The sequence below is a fragment of the Pseudoalteromonas sp. 78C3 genome, from assembly GCF_002836695.1.
Lineage (GTDB): Bacteria > Pseudomonadota > Gammaproteobacteria > Enterobacterales > Alteromonadaceae > Pseudoalteromonas > Pseudoalteromonas arctica.
Genome location: NZ_PJAV01000148.1, coordinates 71,523 through 86,197, shown reverse-complemented (window position 1 = coordinate 86,197; position 14,675 = coordinate 71,523). Strand labels below are relative to the sequence as shown.

General features: G+C 37.9%; 18 protein-coding genes and 2 tRNA genes. 6 read left to right on the top strand and 14 right to left on the bottom strand.

All coding sequences use genetic code 11. The features are described 5' to 3' along the window. Nucleotides 1–5 precede the first annotated feature (5 nt). Nucleotides 6–803 carry a hypothetical protein gene (locus CXF76_RS12280; RefSeq protein WP_101163793.1) on the bottom strand — a complete coding sequence of 266 codons (798 nt, stop codon included), beginning with the start codon at nt 801–803 and terminating at the stop codon, nt 6–8. Nucleotides 804–997: 194 nt separating this feature from the next. On the opposite strand from CXF76_RS12280, the gene CXF76_RS12275 reads away from it, so the two are divergent. The 3 genes from CXF76_RS12275 (at nt 998) to CXF76_RS12265 (ending at nt 3,431) form a co-directional block, all read left to right on the top strand. After that, a complete protein-coding gene (locus tag CXF76_RS12275; RefSeq protein ID WP_206006115.1) occupies nt 998–1,345 on the top strand; it encodes a hypothetical protein in 348 nt (115 codons plus the stop codon). A gap of 118 nt (nt 1,346–1,463) precedes the next feature. Further along, nucleotides 1,464–2,867 (top strand): M28 family peptidase, encoded by a 1,404-nt coding sequence (locus tag CXF76_RS12270; RefSeq protein ID WP_024589168.1) that lies wholly within the window; start codon nt 1,464–1,466, stop codon nt 2,865–2,867. Between the two features lie 117 nt (nt 2,868–2,984). Next, nucleotides 2,985–3,431: a DUF4826 family protein gene (locus CXF76_RS12265; protein ID WP_101163792.1), complete on the top strand. Its 447-nt coding sequence runs from the start codon at nt 2,985–2,987 to the stop codon at nt 3,429–3,431. Between the two features lie 64 nt (nt 3,432–3,495). On the opposite strand, the gene CXF76_RS12260 is transcribed toward CXF76_RS12265, so the two are convergent. From CXF76_RS12260 to mnmA, 5 genes are all read right to left on the bottom strand, one after another. After that, nucleotides 3,496–3,954, bottom strand: coding sequence for a GNAT family N-acetyltransferase (locus CXF76_RS12260; protein WP_010552647.1), 459 nt, complete (start codon nt 3,952–3,954; stop codon nt 3,496–3,498). A gap of 154 nt (nt 3,955–4,108) precedes the next feature. Further along, on the bottom strand, nt 4,109–5,266 hold the full coding sequence (locus tag CXF76_RS12255) for a ribosomal protein uL16 3-hydroxylase (protein ID WP_101163791.1): 1,158 nt from the start codon (nt 5,264–5,266) through the stop codon (nt 4,109–4,111). 88 nt (nt 5,267–5,354) lie between these two features. Further along, nucleotides 5,355–6,725: an adenylosuccinate lyase gene (gene purB, locus CXF76_RS12250; protein ID WP_024589170.1), complete on the bottom strand. Its 1,371-nt coding sequence runs from the start codon at nt 6,723–6,725 to the stop codon at nt 5,355–5,357. A gap of 31 nt (nt 6,726–6,756) precedes the next feature. After that, on the bottom strand, nt 6,757–7,359 hold the full coding sequence (gene hflD / locus CXF76_RS12245) for a high frequency lysogenization protein HflD (protein ID WP_024589171.1): 603 nt from the start codon (nt 7,357–7,359) through the stop codon (nt 6,757–6,759). Beyond that, nucleotides 7,359–8,459 carry a tRNA 2-thiouridine(34) synthase MnmA gene (mnmA, locus tag CXF76_RS12240; RefSeq protein WP_007580201.1) on the bottom strand — a complete coding sequence of 367 codons (1,101 nt, stop codon included), beginning with the start codon at nt 8,457–8,459 and terminating at the stop codon, nt 7,359–7,361. The genes hflD and mnmA overlap by 1 nt, the downstream gene beginning before the upstream one ends. A gap of 360 nt (nt 8,460–8,819) precedes the next feature. On the opposite strand from mnmA, the gene CXF76_RS12235 reads away from it, so the two are divergent. Continuing rightward, nucleotides 8,820–10,091, top strand: a complete 1,272-nt coding sequence (locus CXF76_RS12235) for a sensor domain-containing diguanylate cyclase (RefSeq protein ID WP_101163790.1) — start codon at nt 8,820–8,822, stop codon at nt 10,089–10,091. 46 nt (nt 10,092–10,137) lie between these two features. Here CXF76_RS12235 and CXF76_RS12230 read toward each other — a convergent pair whose 3' ends face one another. The 7 genes from CXF76_RS12230 to CXF76_RS12200 are packed head-to-tail and all read right to left on the bottom strand — an operon-like array spanning nt 10,138 to nt 13,277. Then, nucleotides 10,138–10,575: an NUDIX domain-containing protein gene (locus tag CXF76_RS12230; protein ID WP_101163789.1), complete on the bottom strand. Its 438-nt coding sequence runs from the start codon at nt 10,573–10,575 to the stop codon at nt 10,138–10,140. Next, nucleotides 10,568–11,254, bottom strand: a complete 687-nt coding sequence (locus tag CXF76_RS12225) for a pseudouridine synthase (protein ID WP_101163788.1) — start codon at nt 11,252–11,254, stop codon at nt 10,568–10,570. Before CXF76_RS12225 ends, CXF76_RS12230 begins: the two co-directional genes overlap by 8 nt. After that, nucleotides 11,254–11,583, bottom strand: a complete 330-nt coding sequence (locus CXF76_RS12220) for a TusE/DsrC/DsvC family sulfur relay protein (protein ID WP_007580207.1) — start codon at nt 11,581–11,583, stop codon at nt 11,254–11,256. The genes CXF76_RS12225 and CXF76_RS12220 overlap by 1 nt, the downstream gene beginning before the upstream one ends. A gap of 3 nt (nt 11,584–11,586) precedes the next feature. Then, nucleotides 11,587–11,853, bottom strand: coding sequence for a DsrH/TusB family sulfur metabolism protein (locus CXF76_RS12215; protein WP_007580209.1), 267 nt, complete (start codon nt 11,851–11,853; stop codon nt 11,587–11,589). Beyond that, entirely contained in the window at nt 11,850–12,206 is a 357-nt protein-coding gene (tusC, locus tag CXF76_RS12210; protein WP_007580210.1) for a sulfurtransferase complex subunit TusC, read from the bottom strand. Before tusC ends, CXF76_RS12215 begins: the two co-directional genes overlap by 4 nt. Further along, on the bottom strand, nt 12,203–12,556 hold the full coding sequence (tusD, locus tag CXF76_RS12205; protein WP_101163787.1) for a sulfurtransferase complex subunit TusD: 354 nt from the start codon (nt 12,554–12,556) through the stop codon (nt 12,203–12,205). The genes tusC and tusD overlap by 4 nt, the downstream gene beginning before the upstream one ends. Before the next feature lie 55 nt (nt 12,557–12,611). Further along, the gene (locus tag CXF76_RS12200) at nt 12,612–13,277 is read right to left on the bottom strand and encodes a Bax inhibitor-1/YccA family protein (protein ID WP_007580214.1); all 666 of its coding nucleotides are present in this window, start codon (nt 13,275–13,277) and stop codon (nt 12,612–12,614) included. Nucleotides 13,278–13,528: 251 nt separating this feature from the next. Here CXF76_RS12200 and CXF76_RS12195 point away from each other — a divergent pair. Together CXF76_RS12195 and CXF76_RS12190 are read left to right on the top strand one after the other, a co-directional pair. Further along, nucleotides 13,529–13,619 (top strand) — tRNA-Ser (locus tag CXF76_RS12195). 83 nt (nt 13,620–13,702) lie between these two features. After that, nucleotides 13,703–13,793: transfer RNA gene (locus CXF76_RS12190), tRNA-Ser, on the top strand. 221 nt (nt 13,794–14,014) lie between these two features. Here CXF76_RS12190 and CXF76_RS12185 read toward each other — a convergent pair. Continuing rightward, nucleotides 14,015–14,578: a hypothetical protein gene (locus tag CXF76_RS12185; RefSeq protein WP_232785119.1), complete on the bottom strand. Its 564-nt coding sequence runs from the start codon at nt 14,576–14,578 to the stop codon at nt 14,015–14,017. Nucleotides 14,579–14,675 lie beyond the last annotated feature (97 nt).

Here is a 14,675-nt window from a genome sequence, read left to right as displayed (position 1 = left end):
GCGTTTTATTCAATGTGGTAAATGCTGTTAATACTTTTATAAAGGTTTGGCGCAAAATTTATAAACACAGGTGAGTTTTGTATTTCATCAACGTTTATGTGCATTAATGTTTGCTGGCTTAGTATGATCACTATATTTTTGTATTCGCTAAACTCTATTATCGCTAAGCACTTAAAGTGCTGCCTTAAAAGTACTAAAAGCATTTGCAGCTCTTGGCCAGTTTGTGGATTTAAATTAATGATTACTTGCGTATTTTGCTCACTGCAGCGATTTATATTTTGCCAAAAGCTATCGCAGGTTAAAAAAGGCAGGTGATATTCACCACTAAAAATATCTATAGTGATTACGTTAAAGTGATCAGTGCATTGGGTAATATATTGTTCGGCGCATTGTAAATAGGTGCTGTGCTTAATTGGTAACTTAAAGTGCTGGGCGGCAATTAAGGCAATGCTTGGGTTTATTTCTACCGTGTTAAATGTATTTATAGTGTTTATGTAAGGCGTATTACTTTGCAAGTGATACATAATTCGCTCAAACCCTGCCGTGCCTAAACCTAAATTTAATATATTTAGTGTATCTACCGGTTTAAGTAAAAATAACATCATACACTGGTTTACCGGTACGATTACTTGCTCAGGGTGTGTAAGGTTCATAACACCCTGAATTGTAATGTCTTCATTGGTTTTTTGTGCAAGCGTTAACCAACGATATTTTTTATTTTGATACACGCATACGGGGCCGTATGCACTTTGCTGCGACTCAATAAGGTTACTTTTAACTGTATCTTCTTTTAGCTGACGCATAACTTAAACTATTAATATATAAACAATGACAGTGTGCCACGAAAAACACATTTTTTAATAGATTTTTGTGTAACAAGGTTTGTAATTTAACCTCTAAATATAATATTGTATTAGCAATTAATTAGTTAGATGTTATTCAAGGATTGAAAATAAGAACATTTATTTGCGCCGTTCATTTTGTGTGTGCTCAGTGGATGAAAAAATTAGACTCAAGAAATAAAAATACTGCCATCAATGCTGCAGCATTGTTAGCCATGATATCTACTGTATATAGTTTTCTTTTAGCGATGACGTTTGACATTCGCCACTTAGATAAAATAATCAGTACTTTTAAGCAAAACCCTTTACTTATTGGCGCTTTATTTTACGCAATCGTAATTGGAATTGTGTTTTTAATTTTGGGTGATTTTAACGGTTATAGAAGTAGAGTTAGCTCTTGTATAAATAAAGGGAACTTTAAAAAATATATTTTAGGAATAAAGCTGTGGATGTTTGGGTTAATTCCTATGACCGGTATTATGTTGATTGTACGACTCAATTAACTCTCTAACTATTACTATAACTGCGCTTTAGCGTGCTCCTTTCTGCATCTACCTCAAATGTGTTGCCATAAAATCCTAGTTAAGTAATGGTTACACTATAATAATTAGGAGCTAATAGATGCTTAAAACACCTTTAAAAATCACAACAACGTTACTCAAATTTACTGCAATTGCAGGCGCTTGCACACTTGCATTATCAGCACATGGTGAAACGCAGTTACAATATACCGACCAACAAAAGTTACACGATATAGCAAGTGAAGTATCGGCTACCCGTATCGGTAGTGACATTCAAACGCTGGTGGATTTTGGTACTCGCCATACGCTTTCTGAGACTAAATCGGATACGCGAGGTATTGGTGCGGCTAGGCGTTGGATAAAAAAAGAATTTGAAAAAATATCTGTGCAGTGTGGTGGTTGTCTGGAAATTATTGAAGTAAAGGACACTATATCGGGCGAAAAACGCATTCCTAATCCTGTTGAAGTGGTTAACATAGTGGCTATTCAACGTGGGTCGAGCGAGCCTAATCGTATGGTGATGATGTCGGGTGATATAGATTCACGTGTAAGTGATGTTATGGACTTTACTAGCGACTCTCCTGGGGCAAATGATAATGCATCGGGCGTGGCAGGAGTAATAGAAGCAGCTCGTGTTTTAAGTAAATACAAATTTAATGGTTCGGTAGTTTACGCGGCGCTTTCGGGCGAAGAGCAAGGTTTGTTTGGCGGTAAAATATTAACGGCTTATGCACAAAAGCATAACTGGCAAGTTCATGGTGTTTTAAACAACGATATGATTGGCAATATTACCGGTATTAATGGGGTAACTGATAACACGACTGCACGTATATTTTCAGAAGGTACCCGTGTTGTAGAAACAAAAGAGCAAGCTAATACTCGCCGCTTTACAGGTGGTGAAGTTGATTCTGCGAGTCGTAATTTAGCTCGCTACATAGATACTATTGCTGACAGATATATTCCTAATTTAGATACAATGCTTGTATATCGATTAGATAGATTTGGCCGTGGTGGGCATCATCGTCCATTTAATGATGCAGGTTTTGCAGCGGTGCGTATTATGGAAACTAACGAGCACTACGATCGTCAGCATCAAGATTTACGCACTGAAAATCGTGTTGAGTATGGCGATACCATTGAAGGTGTTGATTTTGACTATACGGCTAAGTTAACTTCACTTAATGCGGTAACGATGGCGTCTATGGCGTGGGCACCCGCACCGCCAAAAGAAGTTAAAATAAAGGGCGCTGTTACAGCTGATACGTCGTTTTCATGGGAAGAAAGCAGTGATGAAAATATTGCTGGCTATAAAATTTATTGGCGTTACACGAGCGAGCCGCAATGGCAGTTTAGTAAATACGTTGGTAAGGTTTCACAGTACACACTTAAAAACGTAGTGATTGATAATTATTACTTTGGTGTAGCCTCTGTTAGTAAAGACGGTATTGAGTCTCCAGTAGTTTTTCCGGGTGATGTAGGTTCGTTTGATCACAATATAAAATAATAGTTTGGCTAAAAACATAGCAAACAGAGCGCTTTAAGGTGCAAATGACCGTTTTATACTTGCACCTTATTTACTAAGCCCTTAGAGTGTTAAAAAAGAAGTAAAAGGTTATTAAAAATGCAACAACAAGAAAAAAAGCCGTTAACAGCAAAAGAGCAAGTTATAACTGATGAGCAAAGAATGCAGTGGCAACGCGAATGTTTTCAAGCAGCGCAAAAATATTTAGCCGAAAAGGGCATTATGCCAAAATCAGTAGTTGATAAAGACAGCCGATTTTTAGCACCACTTTGTGCAATGTGGAAATTTAAAGCCCAAAACGGTAAAACATATTGGGTAGTAACAGGGCGATTACCTACAGATCATGCTGAAGTAAGTGCAGCTACAGATGCTCGCGATGCAATGCGTTATTTTTCTTTGCAGTGGCAATTAAAAGCGGATCAAATTATGAGTACAGGCGCGCGTGATAAAACGCAGGTAGATTTTGCTAACTTACTTATAAATAGAGCACATGGTTTGTACGAAATGTATGATAATGAACCGCTGTGGGCTAATGAACCAAAGTAGCTACAGTTTGGGTTAAGTAACAATGTAGAGGGTGATAGCTTATTTATTGCCCTTTATATTTTAATTAATGTACAAGTGTGAAGGGGGTTGTATTAAACGCCGAAACAGAGCATTGCATACGTTGCCTAGGAATTCCCGCCTCCATAAAAACATTTCCTTGCTGAATAAAGCCATTTCGCTTAAAGCGCTCTACCTCATTTAAAATACAATTAATGCTTACTTCTTCTATACCTTGGTTGGAAGCTAATTCAACAATAAAGTTGAGAAGCGATTTATATACTTTGCGATTACGGTGTTCGGGTAATACCGCTATTCTGCCGATTAAGCCATCCGTACACAGCCGACCTGTTGCAATAGGGCAGTTTGCATCGTCTGTAACAAGTACATGTAATGCAATTTTATCTAGGCTATCAAATTCGATGTGCTTGGGGATATGTAACTCGTAAACAAAAACTCGTTCTCGAATTTTTTGTAGCATATCTTTTTTTATATCCCATTCAACCTTATCAACCAGATAGCCCATTGCAAACTCCTATTGATACCCAATTAAAATGAGTAAGCAATCACAGCAAAATTATTTAAGCCAATATCAGGTGAAAATTAAAATTTTTAACTAACCTGTATACACAATACTTTACGCTGCAAAATGCTCATCATTATTAATAAAATTGGTATTATTACTCTTGGTCTATATTAAACCAGATCCCCTCATTAACAAGTGTAGTAAAGGTTTGAGTAAAAACTAAACTTGGGTTTGTTAAATTTAATGCTGAACTTTCAAATTCAATATTATCGGTAAGTAGTTTTACCGCCGCTAAGTCAGTTAATGGCATAGCGTAATTTTCACCGTTTACACTTAATAACACTTCGGTATCGAGTTGCTGATAAATAGCACGCGTGCCACCTAAACGCTCAAACACAGCTTCTTCATCACTTAAATCATCGCTTATTTGCTCAGGTGTAAATGGAGGTTCTACTGGTGCTAAATCCATTTCATGTTTGGGCTGACTAAGCGTTGAGCCTAACCATTGTTTAAATAAATCGTCATTTTCTAAAAGTGCCGCCATCAATGTTTTAACTTTATCAACTTCAAGGTTTGTAAGTTCACCTTTTGATTTTCTTAGTGTGATGTTGTGATCCGTATAACGCTTTTGGCCACTTTCGGTATCAATAATATGATCGGCAAAGCTTGAGAGTAAATCTTGTTGATTTGGCGCCCTAAAACCAACTGAATAATTTAGCGCATTTTCTACAGCGTAACCTTCGTGAGGGCACCCTGGTGGAATATACAAAATATCGCCAGGTTCTAATATGCAATCTATTACGGCTTCAAAAGGTTCAACTTGCAGTAACTTTTTGTTTTGAGCAAACTGTTTAAGTGATGGATCAGGCAGACCTACACGCCAATGACGTTTACCTTCGCCTTGAATAATAAATACGTCGTATTGGTCTAAATGTGGACCAACACCACCATTAGGCGTTGAATAGCTGATCATTAAATCATCTATGCGCCAGTTTGGAATAAACCTAAATGGTTCTAGCAGTTGTGCAGCATCGCTATGCCAGTGATCAACTGCTTGCACGAGTAAAGTAGAGTGATCGTCTGTTAACTGCTCAAAGTCTTCAAATGGACCTTGGTGCGTTTGCCAATCATTTTTATGATTGGTGATAATACGTGACTCTATGCTTTCTTCCATTGCTAGGCCGGCAAGTTCATTAGCATCAAGCGGGTCTTGAAAATTAGCAAAACCTTGTTTGATTAAAAGCGGCTTTTTTTGCCAAAAATGGCTTAAAAACTCTTGCTCAGACAAATTATTTATTTTTAATTGATACATACATTATGCCTACTAGTTAGTGCAATGGGGTTAAAACAAAAAAAGCGAAAGGATGATCCTTTCGCTTTTTAAAAGAGCAATTTAGTTTTTAAACTAAATCATCAATAAACTCAACAGCACGACCAATGTAATTAGCAGGTGTTAGTTTTTTCATTTCTACTTTAGCGTGCTCTGGAAGGTCTAAACCATCGATGAAGTCCGCCATTATTTCTTTGTTTACACGTTTACCGCGTGTTAAATCTTTAAGTTTTTCGTATGGTTTTTCAATGCCATATTTACGCATAACCGTTTGAATCGGCTCGGCTAGTAATTCCCAGTTTTGATCAAGCTCGTCAGCTAAACGTTGCTCGTTTACTTCAAGCTTACTTACACCTTTAAGCGTTGATTGGTATGCAATAATTGCATAACCCATACCTACACCTAGGTTACGTAATACGGTTGAATCAGTAAGATCACGCTGCCAGCGAGAAACTGGTAATTTTTGTGCAAGATGAGCAAAAATAGCATTTGCTAAGCCTAAGTTACCTTCTGAGTTTTCAAAATCAATTGGGTTAACTTTATGTGGCATTGTTGATGAGCCAATTTCGCCAGCAATTGTTTTTTGCTTAAAGTGGTTAAGGGCAATGTAACCCCACATGTCACGGTCAAAATCTAACAATATAGTGTTAAAACGTGCAATTGCGTCAAACAACTCTGCAATATAGTCATGCGGTTCAATTTGTGTAGTAAATGGGTTTAGTGTTAAACCTAAGCTTGATACAAACTTATCTGCATGTGTGTGCCAGTCGTAATCTGGGTATGCGCTAAGGTGAGCGTTGTAGTTACCAACAGCACCATTAACTTTACCTAGCATCTCTACTTGTGCAATTTGCCCGCGTTGACGTTTTAAACGCATATATACGTTAGCAAACTCTTTACCCATAGTTGATGGTGTAGCAGGTTGTCCGTGCGTACGAGTCATCATTGGGATTGTTTTGTATTCAATTGCTTTGGCTTTAATTGCGCTTAAAAGTTCATCGCAATAAGGAAGTAAAACATTTTTACGCGCTTCGCTTAGCATTAAACCATGAGATAGATTGTTAATATCTTCTGAAGTACAAGCAAAGTGAATAAATTCGTTTATTGCATGAAGCTCACTGTTATCGGCTACTTTTTCTTTTAGTAGGTATTCAACCGCTTTAACATCGTGATTTGTAGTGCGTTCTATATCTTTAACGCGTTGTGCATCAGCTTCACTGAAGTTATCTACAATGGCGTTTAGAAGTGCATTAGCTTCTTCGCTAAATGCAGGTACTTCTTTAATATCGCTTGCTGCAGCTAACGCTTGCAACCAACGCACTTCAACAATTACGCGGTATTTGATTAAGCCAAATTCGCTGAAAATACTGCGCAGTTCAGTGGTTTTGCTGCCGTAGCGACCATCCACTGGAGAGATAGCCGTTAACGCTGAAAGCTCCATAATAACTCCTAAATTTTAGTTTGAACGATAGTTAAATTTTTGTTTTAGCAATGGCGAGTATTTTTCTTTTTGCAAAGAAAAAGTGACGGCGTTTACCGCCCATTTGTCGCCATAATACTGCACTTCTAATGCCGGCTAATAATAACGCACGGATTTTATTTTGAGTGAGCTGCTGTTTTAATAACTCGGGTTTACCATAAACCTGTATTCGGTGCCCAAGGGGGCTCAGCACCGACGAGTATATATCTGCTAAACCGGCAACAACGCTCTCATCGGTAATAGCAAAGTGGTCTAAACGACGATGAATATCATCAATTCGTTTACCTAATTCGTTTAAGCTTTTGTCGTTTGCACTTAGTGCTCGCTCAAGCTGCATTAAACCACCTACGTACTTTACAATTTCAACATCTTTTTGAGCGCCTGCGGTTAGCTGCGCCATTAATGTTTTGTAACCATCACGTAAGTTGTCAGTACCTTGGTAAACATCTTCTGGCGATGCCGGAGATGTTTGAATAATACTTGAAAGTAATATTTCTAAATCATGTTCGTTATTGTTGCCATATTGGGCAATTTTTTGAACTTGTTTAGCAGCCTGGCACATGGCGGCAAGCGCCATGACTTGGTGTTCATTCATTACTTAATCACCGAATCAATAATACCGCCACCTAAACAGATATCTTCTGCGTAAAATACGGCAGATTGACCTGGCGTCACTGCTTTTTGTGGCTCGTCGAACAATACGCGGGCCATGCCGTCTTCACCTACAAGTAAGGTACAGCTTAAGTCTTCTTGGCGGTAACGCGTTTTTACTGTGCAGCGAGTTGTGCCTTTAGGGCCAATACGGTCTACCCAGTGAAGTTGGTTTGCGTTAAGACCGTTGCTGTATAGGCGAGGGTGATCTTTACCTTGGCCCACAATAAGTACATTTCGCTCAAGGTCTTTATCTACTACGTACCAAGGCTCACCAGAACCTTCTTTCATTCCACCAATTAACAAGCCTTTGCGTTGTCCAAGTGTGTGGTACATTAAGCCTTCGTGTTCGCCTACGTTATTACCGTCTGTGTCTTCGATAACGCCAGGTTGTGCTGGTAAGAACTTTTGTAAAAAGTCTTTAAATTTACGCTCACCAATAAAGCAGATACCTGTACTGTCTTTTTTATCGTGAGTGATTAGGTCTTGTTCTTCTGCTATGCGGCGTACTTCTGGTTTTTCGATATCGCCTACAGGGAATAACGTTTGGCCAATATGTTCATGGCTTAGAGTATATAAGAAGTAGCTTTGATCTTTATTGTTATCAAGTCCGCGACACATTACGTATTTGTCATCGCGAAGCTCGCGGCGAACATAGTGACCCGTTGCAATAAAGTCAGCACCTAGTGCTTGAGCAGCAAATTCTAAAAAGGCTTTAAATTTAATTTCTTTGTTACACATTATATCTGGGTTAGGTGTACGACCTGCTTTGTATTCAGCTAAAAAGTACTCAAATACGTTGTCCCAGTATTCTGCTGCAAAGTTTACTGTGTGAAGTTCAATGCCTAACTTATCACACACTGCTTGTGCATCTTTTAAGTCATCAGCGGCAGCACAGTATTCATCATTGTCGTCTTCTTCCCAGTTCTTCATAAACAGGCCTTCTACTTGGTAGCCCTGTTGTTGTAATAAATATGCAGATACAGAAGAATCAACACCGCCGGACATGCCAACAATGACTTTAATGTGACTATTTTCGCTCATGAATAATTTCGCTTATACAGATTGCTGTTAACTTGGAAAGGCCGCGATTATAGCATGTATTTTGTTTGTGCTTAAAGAGACTAAGGGCGCAAAGAGGGGAATTAGTCAGTATTTTATTTATATAACAAATAGCAAACTAGACTTAAGCGCGTTATCAGGCTGTAACTTTAGTAATATTAAAGTGATCTTTACTAATAAATTAAGACTATAGAATAATTCATGTAGTTATTAAGTTTTATTAATAGTATTTTCTTTTAAAACTACTAGAGTAAATATACACTTAATAAAATAAAAATAGTGGTGAGTATATGAATGTAAACCACTTTAAGTCGCTTGATATATAGTCAATGGAATGAATATATGAATTATGCCTATCAAATAAACAAGATAAATTCTTTAGTTGAACACTACACACGCAAATCTGATTTTGTGGATAGTGAATTACTCTCCAGTAAAACGACAGAGTTTAAAAAGTCAGCCTATCACCTTTTTTATGAGTTAATAAAACTCAAAAACCCTCATATTTACCAAGAACCAAACCATGTACATGAGTTATTTAGCTTAATAAAGGGTTCAACCTTTAAAAAGAACATTGAGCTAAAGGTGCTGGAGCATGTGGAGCACTGGTGGCTTGAATGGTATTTCGCTTTAGAAATGGATGAAAAGCTTAGTATTGAAAAAAGTGATATGCCAATGAGTTACTTACCTCAAAGTACACTCAACCCTATGCGCAAACATGAGATAAGTCACTACGCTAGGTTATTTACCGTTTTGCCAATGCCGGTATGTAATGTGTGTGCTAAGACGGGTGATATTTTGAAAGTTAATCAACGTTTTGTAGATGTTTTTGGTTATACAGTAGAGGATGTACCTAATCTTAAATCGTGGTGGGAAAAAGCGTATCCAGATCCGCAATACAGAGCACTTGCAAAAGAGCTGTGGCAAGACTCACTTGAAAAAGCGCTGAATAATAATAACGATATACCCGCAAATAACTATCGTGTGTCTTGTCATGATGGCTCACAAGTGATGATGGAGATATCAGGGATTGATATAGGTGAAGAGTTCTTAGCTGTTTTTAATGATGCTACAGAGCGTTTAGAGGCAGAGGATATACTCAGAGATATGGCCTTTTTAGATGCATTAACCAAAATCGCAAATAGGCGTCGGTTTGATGAAAAACTAACGCATGAGTATGAACGAGCAAAAGAATGCGAAGGCATGCTATCGATGATTATTATCGATATTGACTATTTTAAACAATTTAATGACCGATATGGGCATGTAGCGGGCGATACGTGTTTATATGATGTGGCTCAAAAAATTGCTTCAACGGTTAGTCGCCCAGAAGATTTTGTTGCTCGCTATGGGGGAGAGGAATTTGTTGTTTTATTACCTCAAACCGATAGGCAAGGGGCGTTGTTTATAGCTGAGCAAATACAAAAAGCTGTAGAAAACTTAGCTATTGCACACCAGGATAGCTTTACCGGATTTTTATCTATAAGTATGGGTATTAATACCATCAGTGACTATACAAATAGTGATGAAATTAGCTTTGTTAAAGCCGCTGATAACGCCCTGTATTATGCTAAAAAACAAGGGCGTAATTGTATAGCGCTAAGCTCAGAGTAAATAAAATAGAGTTAATTACTTTATTTAAGCTAACCCCCCAATATAGTTAATTGTAAATAGTTTCTAGGCTTAATACTGGTCGATTCAGGCTGTCGTTAATACACTTCAACACTAAAGGGCTTCTAAGCGGTAATAATTTTATTTGCTCTAATGTATACCAGTTAGCGCTAATAATGTCGGTATCTACTGGCGTTGGTGCTTTTATATTATTAGGCGCTTCAAATAAAAAGCAGAACCGTAAATAGTGTACTCCATTTTCGGCATGTAAATTATACACACCTAAAAAGCCGACTGGCTCAAGCGCTAAGCCTGTTTCTTCAAGTAGTTCTCTGCTTGCGGCTTGTGCAAGTGTCTCATTTTGTTCTAAATGACCCGCAGGTTGATTGTAACAAATTTGCTTTGTAAATTTATCGCGCTCTTTGACAAGTAAAAACTCATTTTGCTTTTTTACTATTGCTGCAACCGTTACATGCGGTTTATGCATCAACTACGCCCTTAATTACTTTGTATTCACCACAATTAATATCATCCAACGTATAGTTGCCAATACTGTAGCGAATAAGGCGAAGTGTAGGGTGACCAATATGCGCGGTCATTCGACGAACTTGTCTGTTTTTACCTTCATTAATGGTAATACTTAGCCAAGTGGTAGGGATTGCTTTTCGCTCGCGTACAGGCGGATTACGAGTCCAAATTGTAGGTTCATCAATTATTTTAACGTTAGCGGGGAGTGTAAGCCCGTCTTTAAGTTCTACGCCATTACATAAATCATTAATTGATTCACTTGTTGGTTCACCTTCAACTTGTGCCCAGTAGGTTTTATTCGTCTTTTTATCAGGTGCAGTTAAGCTGTTTTGCAATTTCCCACAGTTTGTTAAAAGTAATAAACCTTCACTGTCTCTGTCTAATCTTCCTGCTGCGTAAACTTCTTTAATAGGGATGAACTCAGCGAGAGTTTTTCTGTCTGCGTCATCCGTAAATTGGCATAGCACATCAAATGGTTTATTGAATAACACAATTTTTCTGTCTTTAGATGCTATTTGCGGCTTTATCTCTCTTTTACCTGAAGGCGTTTTGTTAAGTGCACTGCGTGAATAAGTACGCCCTGTACTTCTTTTTGGCTTGGATTCAGTTACTTGATTATTGCCTGATTTAGATCTCATTATATGCACCTAGCTGGTTTTGGTAATCCGGCGATTTTTGTTGCTTGCTTAGCAGGACCTTTAGGGAATAATTTATATAAATAAAGGCTGTTTCCTTTATCTTCACCGAGTGCTTTAGCCATTGCTTTTACAAGCATCCGAATTGCTGGGCTAGTGTTATATTCAATATAAAAATCACGAACAAAGTTAATGACTTCCCAGTGTTGAACGCTAAGGGTAATGTTTTCTTGGATAGCAATTACAGGTGCAAGCTCCTTTGACCACAAAGTATGGTCAAGCAAGTAGCCTTGTTTGTCGGTTTCAATCTGTTGGTTGTTAAATTCAAGCATGAGTTACCACGTAATTGATTGATTAGTTGATAAAGTGAGTGCTACAAAGTCTTCATAGCTAATGGCTTTATCGTTATCTGTTAATTTTATTGCACGTACTTGCGCGTCTTGTTCAAGTATTAACAGTGTATCTGCAAATTGCCTAAATTGTTTTTTTGCAAAGCAGGCATCACCAACAAGTAGCACGTTATCGTCTGATAAAATTAAGTTCTCTAGCTGATTTGCCGAATAATAGTTAAGCGGCTTAGAAAAAATATGTAATGTACTCATAAATTCACCACATGTTGCTGCGCTTTGATTAGTGTTTGTTGTTGGCTAAAGTTGAGTGCTTTTGCCTCTATGAGTAAATCATGTTTATTTAAACCATAATCAAGCAATGACTTTTCACACACGTAGATGTTTTCAACATCATAGATTTCGAGTGTTTTAATGTTTTTAAAAAAATCTTTTAATCCAATATTGTTTGGTTGTTGATGCTTTTTTAAAGCTAAAACGGCGGGGCCGCTAAACAACCAACTCACATTTTGGTCAACGGCAGCAAATATCAATGTCATATCAAGTGCATCACGAATATTTAAATCGTCAAATGGACTGCACTGACTCATTACTAATACGTTTATCATTTAAATTGCACCCATTTATCAGCGTCGCTTGCAAGCATTGCAAATTCAGCTAACCCTGCAACTGCAAATACACCTGTGTTTTTAATATCTAACCCGCGTTTTTCAGCGGCGGTAACACACAGCATTAAATTTAGTTTTTGATCGGCGAGTTGCTGCCAAAGTACTGAAATTTGAAGTTCGTCTGAGGATAAATCAAAGTGGGTAGATGCTTGATAAATACCTTGCTGGTATAAAAAAATAGCATCAATGGTGTGCCCTTGGGCTAAACATGCATTCGCAAACTTAACTAACCGTTGCGTGGTATCGTGATCGGATGGTGGTGTATGTAATGAAAGAACAAAACGTGACAAAACAATTCCAATAAAAAAGCCCCAATTAAGGGGCTATTTTAACAGAACTATTTAATTAGTCATCACTTGCGCCAAGTAGAGCAAGTAAAGACGTAAATAAGTTATATACGCTTAGGTATAAAGACACTGTTGCGCGAATGTAGTTGGTTTCGCCGCCGTTAATGATTCGGCTTGTATCGAATAAAATCAAGCCAGACATGATCAATACAACTGCCGCATTAAGCACCATAAACATAAGTGAACTGCCAACAAAAATATTAACAATGCTAGCTACAATCACAACGATTAAGCCAACCGTTAAAAAGCCACCCATGAATGAGAAGTCTTTTTTAGTGTTCAGTGCATAAGCAGATAAACCAAAAAAGATAAGCGCCGTAGAACCTAACGCTTGCATAATAAGCATTGGGCCATTAGGCATTGCAGCATAATGGTTAAGCAATGGACCTAAGCCTGCCCCCATTAAACCTGTGAAAGCAAACACCCAAAATACACCAGATGCTGTATCTGCTTTTTTATTTACAACAAATAATAAACCGAACGAAACAAGTGTAAACACAATTCCCATAAAGTAAGGTAATTGTAGTGCCATTGAAATACCGGCTGTAACAGCACTGAACGCAAGTGTCATAGCTAGTAAAAAGTAGGTGTTTTTAAGTACCTTGTTTGTTTCAATGGTAGACATTACCGGTTTCGCGGTATTGTACGATTGATTAAACGCCATTGTAGAGCTCCTTTAAGTGAAACGTGTGTGTTTCGATAATTTAACTAAAATTAGATTACCAACTCTTATATGTTTGGGCAAACCTTTGTAGATCAATAGAGTTAAATATTTAAATAAAAGAGTATTGACGGCTAAATTAAAAACACTTTGTTCTAACTTTAGACAAATTAATTGTTTTTTAAGCACTTAAACAATTAATTTAAAAAAAAGCTTCACAAAAGGGATGGGTTTCCCTATTATGCAGGCCGTGCGGAGAGATGGCAGAGTGGTCGAATGCACCGGTCTTGAAAACCGGCATGGGTTTATAGCCCATCTAGGGTTCAAATCCCTATCTCTCCACCACTTATTTAATAAGTGTGTGGTAATTAAAGTATCATTCATTTAAATAGTTATTAGTACACTCTTACTTTTAACTTAGCAGTATCGGAGAGATGGCAGAGTGGTCGAATGCACCGGTCTTGAAAACCGGCATGGGTTTATAGCCCATCTAGGGTTCAAATCCCTATCTCTCCACCATATAACAAAATAGCCCGCTAATTTAGCGGGCTTTTTTTGTTCAAAAAAAGTACTGCACTTGCTCATGCTTGAGATTCATTCTAAAACTCAAAAGAGAACATATCGTTTAATTGAAATGTTATACCAATTCGCATAAGTATTTAAGCAATTCAACGAATTAAATCACGCGCTAAACTACTGAACGATTTTATTTGATACGTTAATGGTCAGTAGTGGAGTTGTTAGCTTCTTGCGAGGCTCTGCAAGGCATTGGTGATCTCATTCATTCGGATTGTTGTAACTTTACCATGAACCTGCGATATCAGATCACCGTTCTTATCCAAAACAACAATGACTGCTTCATCACTATCTGAGGGCACACCTAACGCTTCTTCCATGACCTGTGAGTTCAGAATCCAAGTTTGATCGTGGTAGCGTTGCGGTACTTTTTCTTTTGCCCGACCAATGGCATCCTCTTCCGACATAAAGAATGGTAAATTGACAGCTAGGACGTCCCGAATCCGATATTTATCATGATCGATTTTTGAACGTAATGTGTTAACCCACTCCCGAGTAGATTTTGCGGCATTACGAGACGGCGTAAGTATGAGTAGTGTTGGTTGACCTATCAGTTTGTTACTGTCTACTTTTTCGCCATTGAGTGTTGTCGCTGTAAACGACGGCCATGGTCCATCGCCTGCAAAAGCGGACGGCCCGCATAGTGTTAGTATCGCAATAAGCGGGAGCTTAAAAATAAGTTTAAATGTTGAGTGGTAAAGTGTTTTGGGCTTTATTGGTCTGGGCATTATAGTATTCCTCAGGTCAGTGGTGGGGCGCAAAATATCAGAGCAAGCAAAATTCAAACACATAAGCAGTAATATTCAGAACAGACTCTTTTTCAAA

Bases quoted from the DNA above. Each gene is read 5' to 3' on its own strand.
- purB (WP_024589170.1), bottom strand. From the start codon at position 6,725: ATGGAGCTTTCAGCGTTAACGGCTATCTCTCCAGTGGATGGTCGCTAC.
- CXF76_RS12225 (WP_101163788.1), bottom strand. From the start codon at position 11,254: ATGAGATCTAAATCAGGCAATAATCAAGTAACTGAATCCAAGCCAAAA.
- CXF76_RS12255 (WP_101163791.1), bottom strand. From the start codon at position 5,266: ATGTATCAATTAAAAATAAATAATTTGTCTGAGCAAGAGTTTTTAAGC.
- mnmA (WP_007580201.1), bottom strand. From the start codon at position 8,459: ATGAGCGAAAATAGTCACATTAAAGTCATTGTTGGCATGTCCGGCGGT.
- CXF76_RS12220 (WP_007580207.1), bottom strand. From the start codon at position 11,583: ATGCTTGAATTTAACAACCAACAGATTGAAACCGACAAACAAGGCTAC.
- CXF76_RS12185 (WP_232785119.1), bottom strand. From the start codon at position 14,578: ATGCCCAGACCAATAAAGCCCAAAACACTTTACCACTCAACATTTAAA.
- CXF76_RS12265 (WP_101163792.1), top strand. From the start codon at position 2,985: ATGCAACAACAAGAAAAAAAGCCGTTAACAGCAAAAGAGCAAGTTATA.
- hflD (WP_024589171.1), bottom strand. From the start codon at position 7,359: ATGAATGAACACCAAGTCATGGCGCTTGCCGCCATGTGCCAGGCTGCT.
- CXF76_RS12200 (WP_007580214.1), bottom strand. From the start codon at position 13,277: ATGGCGTTTAATCAATCGTACAATACCGCGAAACCGGTAATGTCTACC.
- CXF76_RS12275 (WP_206006115.1), top strand. From the start codon at position 998: ATGAAAAAATTAGACTCAAGAAATAAAAATACTGCCATCAATGCTGCA.
- CXF76_RS12215 (WP_007580209.1), bottom strand. From the start codon at position 11,853: ATGAGTACATTACATATTTTTTCTAAGCCGCTTAACTATTATTCGGCA.
- CXF76_RS12230 (WP_101163789.1), bottom strand. From the start codon at position 10,575: ATGCATAAACCGCATGTAACGGTTGCAGCAATAGTAAAAAAGCAAAAT.
- CXF76_RS12260 (WP_010552647.1), bottom strand. From the start codon at position 3,954: ATGGGCTATCTGGTTGATAAGGTTGAATGGGATATAAAAAAAGATATG.
- CXF76_RS12280 (WP_101163793.1), bottom strand. From the start codon at position 803: ATGCGTCAGCTAAAAGAAGATACAGTTAAAAGTAACCTTATTGAGTCG.
- CXF76_RS12235 (WP_101163790.1), top strand. From the start codon at position 8,820: ATGAATTATGCCTATCAAATAAACAAGATAAATTCTTTAGTTGAACAC.
- tusC (WP_007580210.1), bottom strand. From the start codon at position 12,206: ATGATAAACGTATTAGTAATGAGTCAGTGCAGTCCATTTGACGATTTA.
- CXF76_RS12270 (WP_024589168.1), top strand. From the start codon at position 1,464: ATGCTTAAAACACCTTTAAAAATCACAACAACGTTACTCAAATTTACT.